The organism is Bacillus sp. LM 4-2 (genome assembly GCF_000978495.1).
Taxonomy (GTDB): domain Bacteria; phylum Bacillota; class Bacilli; order Bacillales; family Bacillaceae; genus Bacillus; species Bacillus subtilis.
On sequence record NZ_CP011101.1, the window covers coordinates 891583 to 914892 of the forward strand.

Annotated in this window: 27 protein-coding genes; 19 read left to right on the forward strand and 8 right to left on the reverse strand. The window is 44.4% G+C overall.

Going from position 1 to position 23310, the window contains the following annotated elements; translation table 11 throughout:
• Positions 1–111: 111 nt before the first annotated feature.
• Positions 112–594, reverse strand: coding sequence for a MarR family transcriptional regulator (locus tag bslm_RS04430; protein WP_003233577.1), 483 nt, complete (start codon positions 592–594; stop codon positions 112–114).
• Between the two features lie 171 nt (positions 595–765).
• Here bslm_RS04430 and mprF point away from each other — a divergent pair, with 171 nt between their 5' ends.
• Positions 766–3336, forward strand: coding sequence for a bifunctional lysylphosphatidylglycerol flippase/synthetase MprF (gene mprF / locus bslm_RS04435; protein ID WP_015715530.1), 2571 nt, complete (start codon positions 766–768; stop codon positions 3334–3336).
• Positions 3337–3353: 17 nt separating this feature from the next.
• On the opposite strand, the gene bslm_RS04440 is transcribed toward mprF, so the two are convergent.
• Entirely contained in the window at positions 3354–4331 is a 978-nt protein-coding gene (locus bslm_RS04440; protein WP_014479212.1) for an ABC transporter substrate-binding protein, read from the reverse strand.
• A gap of 130 nt (positions 4332–4461) precedes the next feature.
• Here bslm_RS04440 and bslm_RS04445 point away from each other — a divergent pair, with 130 nt between their 5' ends.
• The 4 genes from bslm_RS04445 (at position 4462) to bslm_RS04460 (ending at position 8159) form a co-directional block, all read left to right on the forward strand.
• Positions 4462–5463, forward strand: a complete 1002-nt coding sequence (locus tag bslm_RS04445; RefSeq protein WP_003233570.1) for a FecCD family ABC transporter permease — start codon at positions 4462–4464, stop codon at positions 5461–5463.
• Positions 5460–6491 (forward strand): FecCD family ABC transporter permease, encoded by a 1032-nt coding sequence (locus bslm_RS04450; protein WP_003243057.1) that lies wholly within the window; start codon positions 5460–5462, stop codon positions 6489–6491. The genes bslm_RS04445 and bslm_RS04450 overlap by 4 nt, the downstream gene beginning before the upstream one ends.
• Positions 6492–6605: 114 nt before the next feature.
• On the forward strand, positions 6606–7487 hold the full coding sequence (locus tag bslm_RS04455) for a PhzF family phenazine biosynthesis isomerase (RefSeq protein WP_046380867.1): 882 nt from the start codon (positions 6606–6608) through the stop codon (positions 7485–7487).
• An 87-nt stretch (positions 7488–7574) separates the two neighbouring features.
• Complete coding sequence (locus tag bslm_RS04460) at positions 7575–8159, forward strand: nitroreductase family protein (protein WP_032723010.1); 585 nt, start codon at positions 7575–7577, stop codon at positions 8157–8159.
• A gap of 38 nt (positions 8160–8197) precedes the next feature.
• On the opposite strand, the gene bslm_RS04465 is transcribed toward bslm_RS04460, so the two are convergent.
• The 3 genes from bslm_RS04465 to bslm_RS04470 form a co-directional block, all read right to left on the reverse strand.
• Positions 8198–8389 (reverse strand): YfhD family protein, encoded by a 192-nt coding sequence (locus bslm_RS04465; RefSeq protein WP_003233561.1) that lies wholly within the window; start codon positions 8387–8389, stop codon positions 8198–8200.
• A gap of 66 nt (positions 8390–8455) precedes the next feature.
• On the reverse strand, positions 8456–8566 hold the full coding sequence (locus bslm_RS20480; protein WP_003223230.1) for a YfhE family protein: 111 nt from the start codon (positions 8564–8566) through the stop codon (positions 8456–8458).
• A gap of 54 nt (positions 8567–8620) precedes the next feature.
• Complete coding sequence (locus tag bslm_RS04470; protein WP_033883295.1) at positions 8621–9532, reverse strand: TIGR01777 family oxidoreductase; 912 nt, start codon at positions 9530–9532, stop codon at positions 8621–8623.
• Positions 9533–9620: 88 nt separating this feature from the next.
• Between bslm_RS04470 and recX the strand changes: the two genes are divergently transcribed.
• The 3 genes from recX to bslm_RS04485 all read left to right on the forward strand — a co-directional run bounded on the left by recX (position 9621) and on the right by bslm_RS04485 (position 12067).
• Positions 9621–10415 (forward strand): recombination regulator RecX, encoded by a 795-nt coding sequence (gene recX, locus bslm_RS04475; protein ID WP_029726844.1) that lies wholly within the window; start codon positions 9621–9623, stop codon positions 10413–10415.
• 1 nt (position 10416) lies between these two features.
• Complete coding sequence (locus bslm_RS04480; RefSeq protein WP_003244592.1) at positions 10417–10731, forward strand: YfhH family protein; 315 nt, start codon at positions 10417–10419, stop codon at positions 10729–10731.
• A gap of 142 nt (positions 10732–10873) precedes the next feature.
• Complete coding sequence (locus tag bslm_RS04485) at positions 10874–12067, forward strand: MFS transporter (RefSeq protein ID WP_003243500.1); 1194 nt, start codon at positions 10874–10876, stop codon at positions 12065–12067.
• 31 nt (positions 12068–12098) lie between these two features.
• Here the strand turns inward: bslm_RS04485 and bslm_RS04490 are convergent, their stop codons facing one another.
• Complete coding sequence (locus bslm_RS04490; protein WP_003223241.1) at positions 12099–12251, reverse strand: small, acid-soluble spore protein K; 153 nt, start codon at positions 12249–12251, stop codon at positions 12099–12101.
• Positions 12252–12375: 124 nt separating this feature from the next.
• On the opposite strand from bslm_RS04490, the gene bslm_RS04495 reads away from it, so the two are divergent.
• The 6 genes from bslm_RS04495 to bslm_RS04520 all read left to right on the forward strand — a co-directional run bounded on the left by bslm_RS04495 (position 12376) and on the right by bslm_RS04520 (position 18450).
• Entirely contained in the window at positions 12376–12645 is a 270-nt protein-coding gene (locus bslm_RS04495) for a YfhJ family protein (protein ID WP_015252516.1), read from the forward strand.
• 144 nt (positions 12646–12789) lie between these two features.
• On the forward strand, positions 12790–13308 hold the full coding sequence (locus bslm_RS04500; protein ID WP_029317456.1) for an SH3 domain-containing protein: 519 nt from the start codon (positions 12790–12792) through the stop codon (positions 13306–13308).
• Positions 13309–13392: 84 nt separating this feature from the next.
• Complete coding sequence (gene spdL / locus bslm_RS04505) at positions 13393–13710, forward strand: SdpC immunity protein SpdL (protein WP_038428649.1); 318 nt, start codon at positions 13393–13395, stop codon at positions 13708–13710.
• Between the two features lies 1 nt (position 13711).
• The gene (gene ephM / locus bslm_RS04510; protein WP_014479220.1) at positions 13712–14572 is read left to right on the forward strand and encodes an epoxide hydrolase EphM; all 861 of its coding nucleotides are present in this window, start codon (positions 13712–13714) and stop codon (positions 14570–14572) included.
• 231 nt (positions 14573–14803) lie between these two features.
• Entirely contained in the window at positions 14804–15793 is a 990-nt protein-coding gene (locus tag bslm_RS04515) for a glycosyltransferase family 2 protein (protein WP_003244113.1), read from the forward strand.
• Between the two features lie 71 nt (positions 15794–15864).
• A complete protein-coding gene (locus tag bslm_RS04520) occupies positions 15865–18450 on the forward strand; it encodes a YfhO family protein (RefSeq protein ID WP_046380868.1) in 2586 nt (861 codons plus the stop codon).
• Here bslm_RS04520 and bslm_RS04525 read toward each other — a convergent pair.
• Positions 18443–19426: a metal-dependent hydrolase gene (locus bslm_RS04525; RefSeq protein ID WP_003244136.1), complete on the reverse strand. Its 984-nt coding sequence runs from the start codon at positions 19424–19426 to the stop codon at positions 18443–18445. The genes bslm_RS04520 and bslm_RS04525 overlap by 8 nt on opposite strands.
• A gap of 214 nt (positions 19427–19640) precedes the next feature.
• Between bslm_RS04525 and mutY the strand changes: the two genes are divergently transcribed.
• Entirely contained in the window at positions 19641–20750 is a 1110-nt protein-coding gene (gene mutY, locus bslm_RS04530; RefSeq protein ID WP_003243838.1) for an A/G-specific adenine glycosylase, read from the forward strand.
• 7 nt (positions 20751–20757) lie between these two features.
• On the opposite strand, the gene bslm_RS04535 is transcribed toward mutY, so the two are convergent.
• Complete coding sequence (locus bslm_RS04535) at positions 20758–20982, reverse strand: hypothetical protein (RefSeq protein WP_003233542.1); 225 nt, start codon at positions 20980–20982, stop codon at positions 20758–20760.
• 81 nt (positions 20983–21063) lie between these two features.
• Between bslm_RS04535 and fabL the strand changes: the two genes are divergently transcribed.
• The 4 genes from fabL (at position 21064) to ntdP (ending at position 23246) form a co-directional block, all read left to right on the forward strand.
• Positions 21064–21816: an enoyl-[acyl-carrier-protein] reductase FabL gene (gene fabL, locus bslm_RS04540; RefSeq protein ID WP_003223262.1), complete on the forward strand. Its 753-nt coding sequence runs from the start codon at positions 21064–21066 to the stop codon at positions 21814–21816.
• Between the two features lie 68 nt (positions 21817–21884).
• Positions 21885–22139, forward strand: coding sequence for a gamma type acid-soluble spore protein SspE (gene sspE / locus bslm_RS04545; protein ID WP_003233541.1), 255 nt, complete (start codon positions 21885–21887; stop codon positions 22137–22139).
• A gap of 172 nt (positions 22140–22311) precedes the next feature.
• Positions 22312–22572, forward strand: coding sequence for a YgaB family protein (locus bslm_RS04550; protein WP_003242708.1), 261 nt, complete (start codon positions 22312–22314; stop codon positions 22570–22572).
• A gap of 143 nt (positions 22573–22715) precedes the next feature.
• On the forward strand, positions 22716–23246 hold the full coding sequence (ntdP, locus tag bslm_RS04555) for a nucleoside tri-diphosphate phosphatase (RefSeq protein WP_003223272.1): 531 nt from the start codon (positions 22716–22718) through the stop codon (positions 23244–23246).
• Positions 23247–23310: the final 64 nt, after the last annotated feature.

Here is a 23310-nt window from a genome sequence, read left to right on the forward strand (position 1 = left end):
ATTCATCAACCCCTTTTTTATTCACTCGAAGTATATTATTCATTTTAAATGAACTAAATGTCAAATAAAAAAAGCCTGCTCCCGCAGTTTGCGGATGACAGACTTACAGATTTATTCTTTTTTCGCTTTTTCTAATGCTCTTGAAAGGATAGACAGCCCTTCGGAAACAGCCTGCTTTTCTTCAGGGGACAGCAGCTCTAATGAACGCTTCAATTTCAGGTGGCCTTTTTCATACAAACCCCGGAAAATCTTTTTCGCATTCTCTGTCAACTGAACAACTACAGAGCGGCGGTCCTCTTCAGAATGTGAGCGTTTGACAAATCCTGATTTTTCAAGCCGGTCAAGCAGCCCAGTTGTATTGGACAGAGAAGCCCCCATTTTTTCAGCAATGTCGCTCACTTTCAATGTTCCATGGTTGTTTAATAGCATCAGCACTTTCATTTGCGGCATGCTCATATCCAGCTTCATCCACTCGGACACATCACCGAGCCCGGCGGACGTTAAGACTTTCATATAGAGCACCCATATTTCCCGTTCCTCCGATGAAAGAATGTTTTCGTTTAATACTGTTGTATCGTGTAAATTATATTCCATTTCATCACTTCCTCATCATTCACTCCTCTTACCATATTACTCGATTTTCACTCCTGAAAGAAAGTGAGCAGAAACCGCATGCGGGACTTTGTCCGAAAAATAACGGTAGTGTATAATGAGTTGGAGATTATTGGGGGAGAGGATCGAACTAGAATATGATTGGAGAGACCATTGCTGATTAAAAAGAATGCTTTATCAATATTAAAAATCGTTTTTCCTATTGCTGTTTTGCTATTTGTTATTTATCAATCGAAAAAAGAACTGACAAATCTGTCATTCAAACGTACGCTCATGGTCATCAACGGACTGGAACGAACTGACTTATTCATGCTTGTGTTGATCGGCTTGCTGGCTGTTGCGGCCATGTCGCTGTATGATTACGTCCTGAAATACTCACTTCGCCTATCGATCACAAACGGAAAAGTATTCAGGGTTTCCTGGATCGCCAATTCATTTAATAATGTGCTGGGCTTCGGCGGTTTAGCCGGCGTCGGGTTAAGAATGATGTTATATAAGGAGCATACGAAAGACCATAAGGCACTCGTGAAAGGAATCGCCTGGCTCACATCATCTATGCTGCTCGGATTATCTGTTTTCAGCATTTTCGTCGCTGCGAGAGTGCTGCCAGTGGATGAAGTGATTCATGAAAAGCCTTGGCTATGGGCGGTCGTTATCGGTTTTGCGCTGATATTGCCGCTGTCTTTGGCGGTGTCCAAAATAAAAGACCGCAAAGCTGGGGACGAAGAGAATGCGGACAAAGTGAAAAATCCGATTTTCGCATATATTGGAGCTTCAGTTGTTGAATGGCTCATGGCCGGGATCGTCATCTATTTTGCTTTGTTCGCTATGGGCATTCATGCAGATATCAGGTATGTGTTCGGGGTGTTCGTCATTGCGGCGATCGGAGGAATGATCAGCCTCGTGCCGGGCGGCTTCGGCTCGTTTGACCTTTTATTTTTGCTGGGGATGGAGCAGCTTGGCTATCATCAGGAGGCCATCGTTACTTCTATTGTGTTGTACAGGCTCGCCTATTCATTTATCCCATTTATCTTGGGACTGTTCTTTGCCGCAGGCGACCTGACGGAAAATACAATGAAGCGGCTCGAAACGAACCCGCGCATCGCACCGGCAATTGAGACGACAAACGTTCTGCTTGTTGTTCAGCGTGCGGTATTAGTGAGAATTTTGCAAGGCTCGCTTTCCCTTATTGTGTTCGTAGCAGGTCTGATTGTCCTGGCCTCAGTTTCCTTGCCGATTGACCGGCTGACGGTTATACCGCACATTCCGCGCCCGGCGCTTTTGCTGTTCAACGGCCTGTCCTTAAGCTCAGCGCTCATTCTGCTGATTTTGCCTATCGAGCTTTATAAACGGACAAAACGTTCCTATACGATGGCCATTACAGCGCTTGTCGGCGGCTTTGTGTTCAGCTTTTTAAAAGGGCTTAACATCAGCGCGATATTCGTACTGCCGATGATTATCGTATTGCTTGTGCTATTGAAAAAACAATTTGTCCGCGAACAGGCATCCTATACACTGGGACAATTGATATTCGCTGTGGCGCTGTTTACTGTGGCGCTCTTTAACTACAATCTGATCGCGGGCTTTATTTGGGACCGGATGAAGAAGGTGCTGCGTCACGAATATTTCGTCCACAGCACCTCGCATATTACACATGCAACCATCATGGCGATCATTATTGTGCCGCTGTTCTTCTTGATATTTACAGTGGTCTATCATAAGAGAACGAAACCGATCGGAGAGAAAGCTGACCCTGAGCGTCTTGCTGCGTTTCTTAATGAAAAAGGCGGCAACGCGCTGAGCCATCTCGGTTTTCTTGGAGATAAGCGATTTTATTTTTCCAGCGATGGGAATGCACTGCTTCTGTTTGGGAAAATCGCCAGAAGGCTGGTCGTGCTCGGCGATCCGTCTGGCCAAAGAGAATCATTCCCGCTTGTGCTGGAAGAATTTCTGAACGAAGCGCATCAGAAGGGATTCAGTGTTTTGTTCTATCAAATTGAACGAGAGGACATGGCGCTGTATCACGATTTTGGCTACAACTTCTTTAAATTGGGCGAGGAAGCATATGTAGATTTAAATACATTTACCTTGACTGGGAAGAAAAAAGCCGGCCTTCGGGCAATCAATAACCGCTTTGAGCGGGAGGAGTATACTTTCCATGTGGATCATCCCCCATTTTCTGATGCGTTTTTGGAGGAGCTGAAGCAAATCTCAGACGAATGGCTCGGCTCGAAAAAAGAGAAGGGATTCTCGCTCGGATTTTTTGATCCTTCCTATTTACAGAAAGCGCCGATCGCCTATATGAAAAATGCAGAAGGAGAGATCGTTGCATTCGCAAATGTCATGCCGATGTACCAGGAAGGAGAGATATCGGTTGATCTGATGCGCTATCGCGGCGACGCTCCAAATGGCATTATGGACGCATTGTTTATCCGTATGTTTTTATGGGCAAAGGAAGAGGGCTGCACGTCATTTAATATGGGGATGGCACCCTTGGCCAATGTCGGCACTGCCTTTACATCCTTCTGGTCCGAAAGGTTTGCCGCTGTCATTTTTAATAATGTCAGATACATGTACAGCTTCAGCGGCCTAAGAGCCTTTAAAGAAAAATACAAACCGGAGTGGCGAGGGAAATACTTAGCGTATCGGAAAAACAGATCTCTTTCTGTCACCATGTTCCTCGTTACACGTCTGATTGGCAAAAGCAAAAAAGACTCCGTCTAATAAGACGGAGTCTTTTTTTATTTCGTTTTTAAGAAGTAGGTTTCAATATCATCAAGCAGATAGTTTGCGGCTTTAATTCCGCCTGCGGTTGTCCACACGACGTCATCGACTTCATGCGCATTACCTGATTTCACGGCCTTTAGGTTTTTCCATAGTGAACTGCTTGTCCACTGATTGGCCCATTTTTCATTTTCCTTTGCATTATCGGCTTTATAAGTGAAATAAAACAGCACATCAGCATCCATATCAGGAATAGATTCTTTACTGTCAGTTGAGAACGTAAATTGGTCCTTTTGTTTCTTGAACAGTTCTACTTGTTTTTCAGGGCGTTTGAAGCCAAGCTGGTCTAAAATAATCCCTGAGAATGAATCGGTATAATAGATTCTTGATTCACCGGATAAAAAGCGTACGACTGAAACTGTTTTGTTTGTCTGGTCGCCCAGCTTGTTTTTTAAATCAGAAACGCGTTTATCAAAATCGGCAATGACTTCCTTGCCTTTGTCCGCCTTATTCACCGCGTTGGCGTATAGAGTCAGGTTATCCTTCCAGTTCCCGGCCAAAGATTCAGCAAAAACAGTCGGCGCAATCGCATTTAACTGATCATAAATTTTTTCCTGGCGCACTTTGTTTCCAATAATCAAATCAGGCTTTAATTCTGCGATGGCTTCCACATTCGGTTCCGTTTCAAGACCGACGTTTTTAACACCTTTCATGTCATCTTTCAGATAGTCATACCACGGGTCGCCCTTCCATGACTTTACGGCTCCGACCGGCTTAATGCCAAGCGCTAAGAGCGCCTCTGTTCCTTCATTAGTTAAAACAACAATCCGTTTTGGATTGGCGGGGATGTTGTCTGATGTCCCCATTGCATGTTTGACCGTTCTTGTTTTGCTGCTTGACCCCTCGCTGTTGCTTGAACTTTCTGAACTATTACAGGCAGAAAGTACCATAAAGGCCATTAAAAATACGAATAGCATGCTGATATGCTTTTTCATCTTTTTCCTCCCAATATTGAAATTCATTATCATTTAGATCATAATAAGCAGTGTTAAGAGTGTCAATCCCTAATTGAGGATTATTCTCAAAAACAAACATTACATAGTAAATAACTAGGAGAATTAGATCATGATCTGCAAAAAGGCATCTTCAAAATGGATTGTGTTAGTATGTCTGATTTTCATTTTACTGGCGGCTGTCTGCGCAAGCGTCGTGTACGGCTATACAGGTACGTCATGGAGACAGGTCTATCAGGCGTTTACTTCCTTCAACGGAACAAATGAGCATGTCATCATCAAGGATGTCAGGCTTCCGCGCGCTTTGGTTGCGACAGTCGTCGGCGCCTCGCTTGCAGCCGCGGGCGCTCTCATGCAGGCGCTCACAAAAAATCCGCTTGCGTCACCTGGGATTTTCGGGATTAACGCCGGTGCAGGTTTTTTTATTGTTGCCGGATCGTTTTTTCTGCATATTCAGTCACCTCAGGCGCTAGTATGGAGCTCGTTTCTTGGGGCAGCATTTACCGCTGCGATCGTCTATGCAGCAGGCTCGCTTGGAAGAGAAGGACTGACGCCAATCAAACTGACGCTGGCGGGAGCTGCCATGGCAGCCATGTTTTCTTCTCTGACACAAGGCTTGCTTTCTGTCAACGAACTCGAGCTTGCCCAGGTGCTTTTTTGGCTGACTGGCTCTGTGCAGGGCCGGAGTCTGGATCTGTTGATGACGATGTTTCCATATGCAGCGGCAGCGCTGGTAATCTGCTTCTTTCTCGGCCAAAAAATTAACCTCCTCGTTATGGGAGAAGATGTGGCAAAAGGACTCGGCCAAAAAACAGGCCTGTTAAAATTTGTGATGGCGCTTTGTGTTGTCATGCTTGCAGGGTCCGCTGTCGCCATTGCCGGGCCGATTTCTTTTATCGGCATCATTATTCCGCATTTTGCCCGCTTTGTCGTTGGTAATGATTATCGCTGGGTTCTGCCATTTTCCGCTGTTTTGGGTGCCATTTTGCTTGTTTGTGCGGATATCGGTGCGCGATATATCATTATGCCTCAGGAAGTTCCTGTCGGGGTCATGACCGCCATCATCGGAATGCCTGTGTTTGTGTACATCGCAAGAAGGGGGGCGAAGCTATGAAACTTCGTTTTGGCGTTACTGCGGCTGAAAAGAAAGCATGGATCGTATTTTTGGTTTTACTGGGGTTAACAGCTGCTGTACTCATCATAAGCGCTGGTCTCGGACAAAGGTTTATTCCTCCCTGGGATGTAGCAAAAACATTCTTTGGTGCAGGTTCCAAGCTGGATGAACTGATGATCATGTCGTTCCGCATGCCAAGAATTTTGACGGCTTTATGCGCCGGTGTCTGCTTGGCAGCGGCAGGCGCGATATTGCAGGGGCTCGTCAGAAACCCTCTCGCATCTCCGGATATTATCGGAATAACAGGAGGAGCGGCGGTAGCGGTCGTGCTTTTAATGATGTTCTTCTCAGACCGCAGCAGTTCACTTACGATCAGTCTGTCATGGCTTCCGGCAGCTGCATTTATCGGCGCCTCGGCTGTCGGGCTCATCGTCTATTTACTGGCATACAAAAATGGCGCCTCCACATTTCGGCTGGTGCTTATCGGAATCGGATTTTCAATGTCGGCGCAGGCGATGACTACTCTGCTAATGATCAAAGGCCCGATTTACCGGGCATCACAAGCCAATGTGTATATCACTGGGTCAGTTTATGGGTCAAACTGGCAGCATGTAAAAATAGCTATTATCTTATCTGTCATTCTCTTATTCATTTGTTTTGTCGCGCTAAAAAATATGAATATACAGGTGCTGGGTGAAGATATTGCGGCGGGTGCAGGAAGCGCTGTGCAGCGAAATCGTTTTTTCTTGCTCCTTTTGAGTACGGCTCTTACTGGTTGTGCAGTTTCAGTTGCCGGCACAATCGGTTTTGTCGGGCTGATGGCGCCCCATATTGCAAGACGGCTTGTCGGCTCATCTTATGGCGCGCTGCTCCCAGCGTCGGCACTTATTGGAGCTCTGCTCGTTTTAACAGCTGATATCGTCGGCAGAACCTTATTTGCTCCGGTGGAAGTGCCGGCCGGCGTCTTTACAGCGGCTATCGGCGCACCTTATTTTATTTATTTGCTCTATAAAACAAGAAATTCTTGATCGTTACACCCATTTTCTTAAAAAAGAAAATGGGTTTTTTTGATAATGACTGAAGATTCGTAACTATTTTTGCTATACTGACAGAGACATTGATAAAGAAAGGGCGGCAGATGAATGAAAGAAGCAGAGGTATTAAAATATGAAGCATTTACAAGCAGTCCCGGCAAAGGAAACCCCGCAGGCGTCGTTTTGCAGGGAGACGTTTATACGGAAGACGAGATGCAGATCATAGCTGAGCGTGCCGGGTATTCAGAAACCTCCTTTATCCGAAAAAGCGAGTCGGCCGATCTTGAACTCCGTTACTTTACACCTGGACACGAAATGAATTTGTGCGGTCATGCGACAGTTGCTTCTCTTTACGCATTATGTGAGAAAAGAATGCTGGAGAGCGGTAAAACGTACAGCATCCAAACGAAAGCGGGTATCCTGCCTGTGAAGATTTCTGAAAAAGATGGCCGTATTCATATCACGCTTGAACAGGCCTATCCGCAATTCAAACCATTTACAGGCGATCGGAAAAAACTTGCGGACGCACTGGGTATCACCGAAGAGGATTTTCATGAAGACCTTCCGATTGTGTTTGGCAGCACTGGCATATGGACAGCCATCGTTCCACTTAAATCATTGGAGGCTTCCAAAAAAATGGTGCCAGATAACAAACAATTTCCGGAAGTGTTAATTGATCTGCCAAAAGCTTCAGTCCATCCGTTTACCTTTGAAACCGTTCATCCCGACAGCGACCTGCACGGACGCCACTTTTCATCCCCGTATTCGGGAACGATTGAAGACCCCGTGACCGGCACAGCATCCGGCGTGATGGGGGCTTATATGAAACATTATGGAAATGCCGAGCAGCATAAATTTATCATTGAACAAGGGCAGGAAATTGGAAAAGATGGAAAAGTGGAGATCGAAATGAACGAAGCCGGCGGCCATGTGAAAGTGAACATGACAGGAACAGCCGTTTACTCAGAAACCCGTATTCTTAAATTCTAATACGGATGATGGTTTACAAAAAGATGCACTTTCCGTTATTATTATGAAATGATAATCATTTTCAATTGCATAGGAAGGTGAGACGGTATGCCTCAAACCGAACAAATACATCAGCATTCAGTACTGCGGGACATCATACGCAGCAGAAGATCGATTCGAAAGTTTAAACAAGAGCCAGTACCTTCAGCAGTCATTCTTGACATGCTTGAAACGGCAAAATATGCGCCAAATCACAGAGTGACAGAGCCATGGAGATTTATTTACGTTTCCAGTGAGACAGGTAAAGCGAACCTCATCAATACATTTGCAGCGTTCTCTATGAAATCCAAGCCGGATATGACAGAGGAAAAGCTTCAAAATTTCAAAAACACACTTGGGCGCGTTCCGGGATTTCTCCTCGTCGTGTTTCAGGAAGATGAAAACGAAAGAGCGCGGGACGACGATTTTGCGGCAACAAGCTCGTTAATTCAAAATCTTCAGCTTCTTGCTTGGGAAAAAGGAATCGGCATGGTTTGGAAAAGCGGAAAAATCCTTTATGACAAAGAAGTCCATCAGGCCTTTGGTTTGCAGGATAATGAGCGTTTCGCCGCCATCATACAAACAGGTTATCCTGACGAGGCGCCGGAAGTGAAAAAACGCACACCAATCCGCGACCGGTTTACTGAAATGTAAAAAGCCCCTTGTCTCAAACGGAGACAAGGGGTTTTTCATTAACGAGATTTCTTTTTCGCTCTGTTGTCGGCTGCTTTCGCACGCTCTTGCGCTTCGCGGTCATCTGCATCAGCAAGCTCGGTTGAATATTCTTCGTAAACGCCGTCAGTTTCCCTTTTTAATGCATCGGGAACTTGTGGAAGCTTTTGTTTGTTTTTATCACGGTTTTTGTGGATATGATTTCTGCCCATATCAAATTCCCCCTAAAAAGTGATATCAAACAAATATAGTATTTGGTTTTAAGGGGCTATGTATTCCTACTTCCGCTTAGCAGCTTTTTCCGCTTTTTTAAATTCGCCTGAATAAAGAACTTCCTGCATTTTCTTCAGGTTGGCGCCTTGCTGGTGCTTCTCCCTCTTTTTTTCCATAAAAAGGACCTCCTTCAACCATGTTATTCTTAAGGTTGACGCATCCTGCTGTTTTTATACAGTCTTTCGGTCCGCTATGAGCTGTGAGAGTGCAAATTCAAGATCCGAATATGTAAAACGAAATCCAGAGGTTATCGCTTTTTTCGGAAGAGCGCGCTGTCCTTTCACAATCAAAAGACTCATTTCACCCAATGCTTTTGATAAAAAGAATTCCGGGACGGGGAGCCAGTGCGGGCGGTGCTTCACCCGTGCAATCGTTTTTCCGAATTGCTTCATGTCCACAGGATTGGGCGCGGTGACATTCATTGGGCCTGAGATGCCGGCGTTTTCCACCGCATATCGGATCATCTGGGCCGCATCCTCGACATGAATCCATGACAGCCACTGCCTTCCCGTTCCGATCGTTCCGCCGGCCAGAAACTTATAGGGGAGAATCATGAGCGGGAGAGCGCCTTTTTCTCCAAGCATCACGCCAAATCTCGCATAAACCGTCCTGATGCCCATCGCCTCAATATGCTGTCCTTCCTTTTCCCACAGGTGTGCAGTATGGCTGAGAAAATCCTCATCTGACGTTGCAGAATCCTCTGTAAAGGTTTTCTCAAGGCTTGTGCCGTAAATACCCACGGCACTGGCTTGGATCAGTGTCTGCGGCTTCTCCTTCTGTTTCTGAATAAGCCGCTGCACTTCACGCGTCGCATTGATACGGCTGGAGAGAATGTGCTGCTTCGTTTTTTCCGTCCAGCGGCCAAAAATCGATTTTCCCGCAAGGTTTATCCAGACATCAATATGAGGAAGTTCCTGCTCCGGTGCGGCTCCTTCCGACAGCCATTGGACATATGTCATATTTTTTTGTTCAGTTTCCCTTGCGTTTCTTGATAAAATATAAACATGGTGTCCCTGGCGGGTAAGAACGCCTGTCAGATGCTGGCCGAGAAAACCGGTTCCGCCCGTCATTGCGATATTCATGAACATCTCTCCTCATCGTTCTAATAAATATACTTTACCTCATTGTAATAAAAGAAAACGCGTTTCAGGCCTGAGAAGGGAGATTAAGATGCCGTTTATTACAAAAATATCAACGCAAAAAAAGAATACGGAACGCTTCAATATTTTTTTGGATGATAAATACGCCTTCAGTGTGGACGCGGATGTGCTCGTGAAATTTGAGCTCAAGAAGGGAAAAGAACTCGATGATCTTGACATCATTGAGATTCAATACGGCGATGAAGTGAAGAAAGGCTTCAACCGTGCGCTTGACTTTTTATCCTATCGAATGCGGTCGACGAAAGAGGTCGAGGACCACTTAAAGAAAAAAGAAACCTCGCCCCCCGTCATTGCGGAAGTCATCCATAGGCTTAACGATTACAAGTACTTAAACGACCAGGAATTTGCCGCAGCCTATGTCAGCACTCACAAAAAAACAAACGGAAAAGGCCCTGATGTTTTGTTCAGAGAGCTAAGAGCGAAGGGAATTGATGACGATACAATTAAGGAGGCGCTAAGTTCCTTTTCCTTTGAAGATCAGACAAGAGAAGCGGTCAAGCATGTTGAAAAGCTTCTCAAAAAAGATAAAAAGCTTTCGACGAAAGAATTCAAACAGCGCGCCCAGCTGCAGCTTCAGCGCAAGGGCTTCTCATTTGATGTTATCAGCGCGGCGATGGATCAGATTGAATATGAAAATGATGAAGACACGGAGAAAGAAGCGCTGCGCCTTCACGCGGAAAAAGCGTTTAGAAAATACCGCTATGACGGCTCATATGAAAGCGCCATGAAGGTCAAACAATTTTTATTCCGCAAAGGATTCTCACTCGATTTAATCGAGCAATTACTGCAGGAAGAGGAGTACTGAAATGGAGAAACGATACAGTCAAATGACACCTCACGAACTCAATACCGAAATCGCATTACTTTCTGAAAAAGCAAGAAAAGCCGAACAGCATGGAATCATAAACGAACTGGCAGTGCTCGAACGGAAAATTACGATGGCAAAAGCATATTTGCTGAACCCGGAAGATTACTCACCGGGAGAAACATATCGTGTGGAAAACACTGAGGACGAGTTTACCATCAGTTATTTAAATGGCGTTTTCGCATGGGGATACAGGACCTCTTCCCCTCAGCAAGAGGAAGCGCTGCCAATCTCAGTATTGCAAGAAAAAGAATAAAGCGTAACAGGAGGCTGATGATCAGCCTCTTTTTGTTTGCAGCACATTTACACGAATTCTTAAAGAAAAAATCATTGAATTCACTTGAAAAATCTTTTAAGATGAAACTCGTTGTTTTTTAAAATCAAAGGAGGCGATGACGTTGAGTATCAAAAACCCATCTGTAAAATTTATTATATTTGTTCTTATGATTTGTACATTTTCAATCGGCTATACAGAATACGCGGTGATGGGTATTTTGACGTCGATTGCCAATGACTTTCATATACAGGTTTCATCCGCAGGGCTTCTTGTCACGGCTTATGCGGCAAGCGTTTGTTTGACAGGGCCGCTCGTCACCATCATTTCCGTCAAGCTTCCGAGAAAGCCTGTGCTTCTTGGGCTGATGGCGATATTTATCCTTTCCAACCTGATGAGCGCACTGGCGCCGAATTTTGCTGTATTGGCCATTTCAAGAATTTTATCTGCGTCCATACACGGCGCTTTCTTCGCGATTGCCATGGTATTCGCAAGTGAAATGGTTCCGCCGGAAAAGCGTGCTGCAGCTGCTGCTTCAATGAACGGCGGACTGACAGTGGCTCTAATGCTTGGTGTTCCATTCGGCTCTTATCTCGGAGATGTCCTGAATTGGAGAGCGGTGTTTTCCATCATTACGGCACTTGGTGTCATCGGATTTTTAGGCCTTATGGCTGCCGTGCCGAACAGAAAACCAAAAGTGATCCCAATGCTTATGAATGAGTGGGGGGTTTTTAAACACAAACAAGTGCTGTTTTCCTTCGCGATTACCATTTTAGGCTATTCCGGTGTCTTTATCGCCTACACCTTTATCGAACCCATTTTGAGGCATTCAGCCGGATTCAGCACGGTTGGCATTACAGGTGCTCTCTTTGCGTATGGATTGGGAGGCGTTGCCGGGAATTTCTTTGCTGGAAAAGTACCGCTGCCTTTGCTGACTCGGACGATGATCGGCGTAATGATCGGTTTAATCGGTGTTCTGGCTGTATTTCCTTATATCGCCATTTACCCGGCTGCAGCCATTGTGGCAACGTTCCTATTCGGGGCATGCGCATTCGGCACGCCGCCTCTTCTGCAAACAAAGGTCATTTCCTCATCTGAGGGCGGCACAACCATTGCCGCAGCTGTCAGCGTATCAGCATTTAACCTTGCCAATGCCCTTGGTGCATGGATCGGCGGAATGATTTTAAACGGAACAGGCTCTTATTCCTGGCTGTTTGCAGGAGGTGCGCTTATGACTGCATGCGGACTTGTGCTTTCTACCTTCGCACACTTATCAGAAAAGAAGAGCGTCTACGAATATCAAGTCAATAAAGGGTAAAAACAGCTGCAGTGTATGCAGCTGTTCTTCTTTACCGTTTGCCTGAGGCTCTCATTCTTTCTTGAGGATGCTGATTGATAGATCCGTCAGCACGCTTTGAAGCATAGTCGTCCTTTGCTCTCGGTTCACCCTGAAATTTGTTTTCGTTTTCGTAAGGAAATCCTTTTTCTTTATTTCGGACCATGTCATATCCCCCTAGGTTCGAGATCAAAAAGTTGCGTCTTTCCAGATGAAGACGTAAGGTTAGTATATGGAGAACACCACGTAATAAAGCGTTATTTTTTTCCTGAAGAAAGGAGACTGCACACATGAATATGTACATTGAGAAACTGACTAATCTGCTTCTGGAAAAGAACGAGATGATCAGCTATATACAGGCAAAAACGTGGGTGGAATTGTTATGGAGTGATTTCGAAGCAACCTATGCAAAAGCCGGACACGCCTATCAAGGTGAAAAAATGACTGAAAAAATCGTCACACAATGGATTGAAAACTATGGCGGCCAGCTCCACCTTTTTCAAAGCTCCCGTAACGACGTGAATGATTACTTAAATCAAAGCAAAGGCCTTTTGCACTAAAAACCTGCCGTTAACGACCGGCAGGTTTTTTCATTTTCTTAAAATTACCTTAACAGGAAGAAATCATAAACAAAACATGTTTCACCAGCCTGTCAATCAGGGAATACCACTTATATCTTGTCAAAATGCGAGGAGGAGCTTTATATGAAAAAGAAACAAGTAATGCTCGCTTTAACAGCTGCCGCAGGACTGGGTTTGACAGCACTTCATTCCGCTCCCGCAGCAAAAGCTGCGCCCCTTCACGACATATCTGTCAGCATGCCATCATCCGATACTTACATCATAAAAGCAGGAAAGCTGAATGTCCGGACTGAGCCAAATCATGAAGGTGATATTCTCGGCACTGTATCATCAGAACAAAAGGTAAAAGTCGATAGGTTCGTAAATGCCGATTGGGCTCAAATTTATTTCAAAGGAAAGAAAGCATATATTTCAACTCACTTTTTAATGAAAACCGCAAGCCAAGCGAAAACAACGAAACAGACAGCCTTCTATGCACCGACGCCCGAAAATGGAAAAGCTAAACAGCTCTCATCTGGAACAGAGGTGACAATACTTGGGTGGGGATTCAGTGAAAACGGCGGATTTGACTTCACTTGGGCGTTCGTGGATTATGGCGGAGTTAAAGGCTATATTCACACAAAGGATTTACAAATGCGATAAAAAGGCAGGCCGAGGCTTGTCTTTTTGCCTATGCATGAAACATTTCTTCTTTCTGCACGTAACAATGAGAAAGGAGATGATGATATGACGGGTTTAGTCGGCGGAGGGCTTATGATCATTGCGGGCATACTGATCAAACTGTTTCCTCCCAAATCGATCAACAGTGTGTACGGATACAGAACGAGACGCTCAATGTCAGATCAAAGATTATGGAATGAAGCGAACCGTTACAGTGCATCATTAATGATCCTGTCAGGCTTGGTGATTGCGGGAATGGGTTTGCTGCTGGGATCAAACTTGTTTATTCTTCAGCTTATCATGCTGATTGCCGCCAGTGTCATAACATTTATGCTAACGGAGAAAAGGCTGAAAATCATGACGCACAGTCAAGGAGGAGATTGAAGTGGACGGAGTTAAATGCCAGTTTGTCAATACGAACGGAATCACGCTCCACGTTGCAGCCGCAGGACCGGAAGACGGCCCGTTAATTGTCCTGCTCCATGGATTTCCTGAGTTTTGGTACGGCTGGAAAAATCAAATCAAACCGCTTGTTGATGCGGGTTACCGGGTCATTGCTCCTGATCAGCGGGGCTACAATCTCAGTGACAAACCGGAAGGAATTGATTCATATCGGATTGATACATTAAGAGATGATATCATCGGGCTTATTACGCAATTCACTGATGAAAAAGCAATTGTCATCGGTCATGACTGGGGAGGGGCTGTCGCATGGCATTTGGCTTCCACACGCCCGGAATATCTTGAAAAACTGATCGCGATCAATATCCCGCACCCGCACGTCATGAAAACCGTAACGCCGCTTTATCCGCCGCAATGGCTGAAAAGCTCGTATATCGCATACTTCCAGCTCCCCGATATACCGGAGGCATCACTAAGGGAAAATGATTATGAAACATTAGACAAAGCGATTGGATTATCCGACCGTCCCGCGCTTTTTACATCCGAGGATGTCAGCAGGTACAAAGAAGCGTGGAAACAGCCGGGCGCGCTGACAGCTATGCTGAACTGGTACAGAGCCCTCAGAAAAGGAAGCTTGGCAGAGAAACCCTCTTACGAAACAGTACCTTACCGAATGATCTGGGGAATGGAAGACCGCTTTTTGAGCAGAAAGCTTGCGAAAGAGACGGAAAGGCATTGCCCGAATGGACATCTCATCTTTGTTGATGAAGCTTCCCATTGGATTAACCACGAAAAGCCAGCCATCGTCAATCAGCTGATTTTGGAATATCTTAAGAACCAATAAGCTAAAATTTCTCTCCATCCGTCTGTCATAATGGCAGACTTTTTCTGTGCGTTTTTTTCATAGTCTGTTTTAAACATGACAAAATAACATTAAAAATCATGAATGTCACCATAAAATTGTAACAAAAAACAGGTTTAAACGACTTTAAAAAAAGGAATAGCCTTACTGAAGATTTGTGTAAAACTCCCCTAAGGCAATACTTAAAAAGAATAATAAAAAGAAGGTGCCTTAATGAAGCAAGGATTAATCTCGATTATTATCCCGTCTTACAATGAAGGGTATAATGTCAAACTCATTCATGAATCTTTAAAAAAGGAATTTAAAAACATTCATTATGACTATGAAATATTCTTCATAAACGACGGAAGTGTTGATGACACGCTTCAGCAGATCAAAGACTTGGCAGCGACGTGCAGCCGGGTAAAATATATATCTTTTTCTCGAAACTTTGGAAAAGAAGCCGCAATTTTGGCGGGCTTTGAGCATGTTCAGGGCGAGGCGGTTATTGTCATGGATGCCGATCTGCAGCATCCGACATATTTGCTGAAGGAATTTATCAAAGGCTACGAAGAAGGGTATGACCAAGTCATTGCTCAAAGGAACAGAAAAGGGGACAGCTTTGTCCGCTCACTCTTATCATCTATGTATTACAAGTTCATTAATAAAGCGGTTGAAGTCGATTTGCGTGACGGTGTCGGTGACTTCAGATTGTTAAGCCGCCAAGCTGTGAATGCACTTTTGAAGCTGAGCGAAGGAAACCGCTTCTCAAAAGGCCTTTTTTGCTGGATTGGCTTTGATCAGAAAATTGTATTTTATGAAAATGTCGAACGAAAAAACGGCACCTCCAAATGGTCGTTCAGCAGTCTGTTTAACTACGGAATGGACGGCGTCGTTTCATTTAATCATAAGCCGCTGAGATTATGTTTTTATACAGGCATTTTCATCCTGCTGCTTTCCATCATTTATATCATTGCCACATTCGTTAAAATTCTGACTAACGGTATTTCTGTGCCTGGGTATTTCACCATTATCTCAGCAGTGTTATTTCTCGGCGGAGTACAGCTGTTAAGCCTCGGAATTATAGGCGAATATATCGGCCGAATCTATTATGAAACAAAAAAACGCCCGCATTATTTGATCAAAGAAGCGAATATCCCGAACAAAGACCTGCCTGAAACGAACGAATTAAAAAGCATGCGGCGTCTGACAAAAATGCACTGAAAATACCAAGCGCCATTGGCAGTGCTTTTTTTGCGTGTCTATTATCTTAAAAGCAAGACTGGAGAATTTATATGAAAAGAAAACATATCATGATCTATGCGGCCAGTTTGCTGGTGTCCGTTCTGGCACACGCTTTTTTTGTGAAAGAATGGGCGGAAGGCAGGTATATGACAGGTCCGGGTGACGGGCTTGCGCAAATGATCGTATTTAAAAAATTATTATTTGACCAATATACACACGGGAATTTTTTCTACAATTATTCATTCGGACTTGGCGGCGGCACATTCAGTCAGCTCGGCTATTATTTTTCTGCTTCTTTTCTTTTTCTTGCTGTGTCTGCCGCTGTTTGGCTGCTTCAAGCCGTCCAGCTGATCGGAGAAGCGGATACGCTTTTTTGGGCAGAGTCAGCTGTTTTTATCAGTATTTTCAAATTGAGCTTGATCATCTTTACGTCCGCTTCTGTTTTTCATTATCTTCTCAAGCACAGGGCGGCATCGTTCACGGGAGCCGTGTTATACGGCGTCTCAATTATTTATTTCCGTCACGAAGCGTATTGGGAATTTTTCACCGATACAATGGTTTGGCTTCCGCTGCTTGTGCTTGGTGCAGAAAAAATTATTAGAGAGCGGCGTCCGGCGTGGTTTATCGTTGCGTGTTCGCTGACGTTAATCAATAATTTTTACTTTGCATACATAAACCTTATATTCATCGGAATCTATTTGCTGTTCAGATGGCTGATCCGTTTGGAACCACATGAAGAGAAAAGATGGATTCAAATCAGATTATTTCTGGTTTCAGGCTTCATTTCTTTTGGCATCAGTGCGGCGGCGTTTGTGCCCGTAGTATACGGTTTTTTAAACAACCTGCGCCCTCCATACAGCCAGAAAATAGAGTGGCTCAATTTCGATGATAATATCTTATTTTCGAGCCGGATCATCATTGTGCCGGCCGCTTTTCTGCTGTTTTTGTTTATTATTTCTTTTTACAAAAACCGTGTATTTCGTCTCTTTGCCGGATTGAGCCTGCTGTTTATTCTTTTTCATTTCAGTCCGTATGCGGCAAGCGTCTTTAACGGTTTTTCCGCCCCGCAAAACCGGTTTGAATATGTTCTGGCCTTTACCATTGCGGGAGCAGCTGCGGCTGGTTTGTCACAGCTGTCTGAATTGAAACGGAAAGAACTGCTCCCGGCCGCAGCTGTCGTCCTGCTTCTTTACTTGTATCATATCCAAAGGTATAAGCTCGATATATGGAAGCCTGCGAATGAAAGTATTCTATTGCTCTTACTCATGACAATCGCAGCCTTGTTTGCTGCAGCTTTTGCGAAAAAACGGGCAAACATGGCTGTGTACGGTATAATCATTCTTTCTTCGCTGTTTGTCGCCAACTCCTATCAAAAATACGCACTCTCAGAAGGCGGCGATTTGGATAGTGTGACAAAAGAATATCTTACAAGTGAGGAATACAGAGGGCGGGAATCATCTGAGCTCATCAGACGTTTACAGAAGGAAGACGATGATCCGCTCATGAGAATCGACTGGATGAACGGGGTCCGCAATAATACGCCAATCATTTACGGATTTAATGGCTTCAGCGCGTATTCCAGCATTTTAAACAAAGATCTGCTGGCCTTCTATTGGAATGATTTAAGCATCGATATGGGCAGGGAAAGCGTCAGCCGTTACGCGTCATTGGGAGACAGGGCGAATTTATACAGCCTGCTTTACGGCAAATATTATATGACCGAAAAAACAAACGAAGCCAGCGTCCCGTACGGCTTCAAAAAGCATTTAGAAACAGAGCATTATGCAGTTTATGAGAATCAGTACATGCTTCCATTCGTCAAAACAGCGGATGCCATATACAGCGAAAGTGAGCTGGACCGATTGCCCGCTCTTGCGAAAGAACAGGCGATGCTGAAAGGAATTATATTAAAAGATCCATCAGGAAAAACGGAGCAGACACCAAAACCATCCAATTTGATCACCAAGTCGGACATCACCGCAAAACAAGCCCAGTATCAAAACGGGCTGCTAACCGTAACTGGAGAAAACGGAGGAGAGCTGATCATCACCCCGAAACAGCCATCATCCGCTGCGGGAGACTACTATGTCAGCTTTTATTTGAAAAGCAAAGCAAAAGACAAAGGATTTACGTTAAAGGTAAATGATTATGTCACAACAAGGAAATCGAACAAATCGATCTATAAAACCGGAGTAAATAATATAACGGTAAGAGTGCCTAAATCAGGCCATATCTCAATCAATCTTCCGAAAGGAACCTATGAGCTGAGAAACATAGCGCTCTATGAAGAAAATTACCAAACGCTGAAAAACGCTGTAATGCAAAATAAAACAGAGAAAGCAGACAAACTGAATTGGAACAAAAATCGACTGACCTTTGCCTATCATCTGTCAAAAGACCAGTACATCATGCTTCCGATCCCATATGAAAAAGGCTGGGAGCTGAAGATCAACGGAAAAACACAGAAGATCGAAAAAGCGGATTATGCTTTTATAGGCTTCAAGGCGCAAAAGGGAGACAATCACATTGAGCTGACTTACTATCCGCCATACTTCAAAATATCGGCGGTCATATCTCTCGTCAGTCTGCTGTTTGCTGTTTTCTATATAAGACGTAAAAAGCCCGGCTCTATATAGAGCCGAGCTTTAATTTTTTCTGAAGTTTTTCTTCGCTGAATATCCATCCCGTATAGGACGAACGAATCGTGAGATCATGGCCGATGTGAACAATTGCGACAAACGGATAATGGCCTTTGCTCCGATAACGCAGGTCGATAAATCTCACCTCATAATGATCTTTAAACGTATCCACTTCCCACCGGTAAACCGGAGAAAAGGACAGAAACGCCGCGATGTTATCATCCTGCTTTGCCGCATGCATTACATCGGTTTCAGGAACAGGCACCCGATTAAATGTATCCAGAATCACGACATGTCCTTCCATGCTTCTTCCTACATAGAAAGCATGTGCTGTCGTCACTGCGATTCGCCATTGCCTGAATTTCATCGTTGGAGAAATAATAATGCTTTCGATCTCATCATGAATCATCTCATGAAGCTTCCGTTTAATTCTCAGCTGCATGATCAGGCGCACCAAGTAGTAGCCTACCAATATGATATATAAGCTGAGAAACGTGATGCCGGGACTCCCGCCTGCATACCAAATCGCGATAGCTGCCAGATGGCTGATAAAAATAAACGGATCAAACGTATTAATCAGCCCTAGCGCAACCCATTTTTTCGAAAACGGACGAATGGCTTGTGTTCCATAGGCGTTGAATATATCAACAAAGACATGCAGAACGACTGCCAGCAGTGTCCACAGCCATAGGTGCAGAAAATCGGCCTGAGGATAAAATAAATACAGAATCGCCGGGATGATGACAGACCAAAACAAAACGGCGGGAATTGAATGGGTAAATCCTCTGTGATTCCTTATATAAACAGCATTGTTTTTAAGCTTTAACACAGTATCAATATCCGGAGCCTGAGAGCCCGCAAGCGTTGCGATCATAACAGCGTGAGCCATTGCCGGATCTGATCCGACAACAGGATCAAGCGTCGCAATACCGCCCAGTGCGATGCCCATAACGACATGTGTGCCCGTATCCATAGGTGACCTCCTTGCAGGGTGATCCTGCACATTCACTTTGTAAGAAATTCCCCATTTTCATATACCCAATTTTTAAACTGATTCAATCGTTCTCATATGTTTCCGCTTTTTCTTTATTACTATTTAATGTAACATATTATCGTACTGTGCCCTTAGTGTACAACAAAAAACAGTCTAAAGAAAAGCGGGGCGCGAAAGATGGGGAGAAACACATATGAACGTACTTGAAGACAAATTAAAACAAAAAGACATACAGCAATTTCGCGATGATTTAATCTCATGGTTTGAACGAGAGCAGCGCGTTCTGCCGTGGAGAGAGGACCAAGATCCATATAAAGTGTGGGTATCTGAAGTGATGCTGCAGCAAACGAGAGTAGAGACAGTGATTCCTTACTTTCTCCGGTTTGTGGAACAATTCCCGACAGTGGAAGCGCTCGCTGATGCTGATGAAGAAAAGGTGCTGAAAGCATGGGAAGGGCTTGGCTATTATTCGCGAGTCAGAAACCTGCAAAGCGCGGTAAAAGAAGTGAAACAGGAATACGGCGGCATTGTTCCTCCAGACGAGAAAGATTTTGGCGGGTTAAAAGGCGTCGGCCCTTATACAAAGGGAGCGGTGCTCAGCATTGCCTACAATAAACCCATTCCCGCAGTTGACGGAAATGTGATGCGTGTCATGTCCAGAATTCTATCTATTTGGGATGATATTGCCAAACCAAAAACAAGAACGATCTTTGAAGACGCCATACGAGCTTTTATTTCCAAAGAAAAACCATCTGAATTTAATCAGGGCTTGATGGAGCTGGGAGCCTTGATCTGTACGCCAAAATCACCCTCATGCCTGCTTTGCCCGGTTCAGCAGCATTGCTCAGCATTTGAAGAAGGCACTGAACGGGAGCTTCCGGTAAAAAGCAAAAAGAAAAAGCCCGGGATCAAAACCATGGCCGCGATCGTACTGACTGATGAAGACGGACAAGTGTATATCCACAAACGGCCGTCTAAAGGTTTGCTCGCCAACCTGTGGGAATTCCCGAATCTTGAAACACAAAAAGGGATCAAAACTGAGCGTGAACAGCTCATTGCTTTCTTAGAAAACGAATATGGCATACAAGCTGATATCAGTGATCTGCAAGGTGTAGTCGAGCATGTTTTCACCCACCTGGTATGGAATATTTCAGTGTTTTTCGGTAAAGTAAAACAAGTGTCGGATACCAGCAAGCTGAAAAAAGTAACGAAAGAAGAGCTCGAACAATTTGCGTTCCCGGTGTCACATCAAAAAATCTGGAAGATGGCAGGAGAAGCAGCCGCCATCTCGGCTGCTCCGTAAACCATTCTTAATCGTAAGAGACGCGCGTGCCGTGGCTGTAGTCCGCTTCATTGCGCTTCATTCCGCCGCGCGCTTCAATTTCTTGCGTTAATTCCCGGTATTTTGATTGGCCTTCTTCGTTCAAATAAGGCATAATTTGCTGAAAGGCATGATGAAAATAAGCGAGTTCACTGTTCTTCCAATCTTTTTTGGAAACCATGTTCAATTCGCTCATATCACGTCCGACATACATAACAGAAGACCCCCTTTAAAGTTCTTGCCATTATTGTTTGTGGAAATAAAAGAACTATACGCTACAAGGAGATGAGGAAAAATGGAACAAAATAAATGTGCACTCGTAACAGGAAGCAGCCGCGGTGTCGGAAAAGCGGCCGCGATCAGACTTGCTGAGAACGGCTATAACATCGTCATTAACTATGCACGCAGCAAAAAAGCAGCATTAGAAACAGCGGAAGAAATCGAAAAGCTTGGCGTTAAAGTGCTTGTCGTAAAAGCAAACGTAGGACAGCCTGCAAAAATCAAAGAAATGTTTCAGCAAATTGATGAAACGTTCGGCAGACTTGATGTTTTTGTCAATAATGCCGCTTCAGGAGTACTAAGACCTGTCATGGAATTAGAAGAAACACACTGGGACTGGACGATGAACATTAATGCGAAAGCATTGCTTTTCTGCGCTCAGGAAGCTGCCAAGCTAATGGAGAAGAACGGTGGCGGGCATATTGTCAGCATTAGTTCATTAGGCTCTATCCGCTATCTTGAAAACTACACCACGGTCGGTGTATCAAAAGCAGCGTTAGAGGCTTTAACCCGTTATCTTGCCGTTGAGCTTTCACCAAAACAAATTATCGTCAATGCTGTTTCAGGCGGAGCGATCGACACAGATGCGCTGAAACACTTCCCGAATAGAGAAGATCTGCTTGAGGATGCGCGCCAAAACACGCCGGCGGGACGCATGGTCGAAATTAAAGACATGGTTGATACTGTGGAGTTTCTAGTGTCTTCCAAGGCTGACATGATCCGCGGACAGACAATTATCGTTGACGGCGGACGCTCACTGCTCGTTTAAAAATTTTTAAAAAAGAGGAATAGCTATACGATCACCTGCACATTCTAATGACCGTGGAGGTGATAACAATGGCTAACTCAAATAACTTCAGCAAAACAAACGCTCAACAAGTTAGAAAACAAAACCAACAATCAGCTGCTGGTCAAGGTCAATTTGGCACTGAATTTGCTAGCGAAACAAACGCTCAGCAAGTCAGAAAACAAAACCAGCAATCAGCTGGACAACAAGGTCAATTCGGCACTGAATTCGCTAGTGAAACTGACGCACAGCAGGTAAGACAGCAAAACCAATCTGCTGAACAAAACAAACAACAAAACAGCTAATCACTGAAACAGAAAAAAGCACTTCATCTTCGGGTGGAAGTGCTTTTTTCTGTTTGAAAAACGACAAAACTTGTGGAAGGTCTACAGAATGAGTCAAAGGGTTTGCTTTACGGAGAACGAAATGATTAAAGGAGGAAATGTTTATACTTTCATCAGGCTGAAGGAGGAACCGATGACCGAATTTGAAAAGCTGGTAAGTGAACAGATGAAAACGATGGATAAGCTTCTCGATCTCCAATCAGAGCTCGACCGCTGCAAACAAATTGAGGCGGAACTCCGGCATTTGGAAAGGGATGCAAGGCTGCGTGGGATTCAGGCTGAAATTGCGGTAAAACGGAAACACCTTGCCGATATACAGGATATGTTTCAAAAGCAGACAGAGCAGGTCATTCGTTCATATCGCAGCTCAGAAAAGCCGTCTTCCTTTGTGTAGTGCAGGAATGTGCCATTCCCCGGCCGGAATGGCTCTTTTATTTTCATTTTTCAATTTGTAACGTTATAATAGGTAAAAGACGTTGTCGGTAAGCAAATTTGGACATACTAACTGTAGGGCTTTATAGAAAGTAGGGGAGAAATATGGGCTATCCCAAGGAAGGAGAAACCATTCAAATTCACAGCTATAAGCACAACGGGCTGATTCATAGAATTTGGAATGAGACAACAATCTTAAAAAGTACAGAAATGTGTGTCATCGGAGCCAATGACCGGACGATGGTAACCGAATCAGACGGCCGGACATGGATAACCAGAGAGCCCGCAATCTGTTATTTTCACGCAAGACAATGGTTTAATGTCATCGGGATGCTGAGGGAAGACGGGGTTCATTATTATTGCAACATCAGTTCTCCGTTTGCCTATGATGGCGAAGCAATTAAATATATTGATTATGACTTAGATGTTAAGGTTTTTCCTGACATGACCTACAATATTCTCGATGAAGACGAATATGATGATCATCGGAAAGCCATGAATTATCCAAAAGAAATCGACAGTATTTTAAGAGACTACTTAAATACGCTGCTCCATTGGATTCACCAGCGTCAGGGACCGTTTGCGCCCGAGTTTGTCGATATGTGGTATGAACGGTATTTGCGCTATACAAAATAATGGTTACGTAAAAACCTGTTGCGGGGTACAACAGGTTTTTCACATGGGCTCACACACATCATGA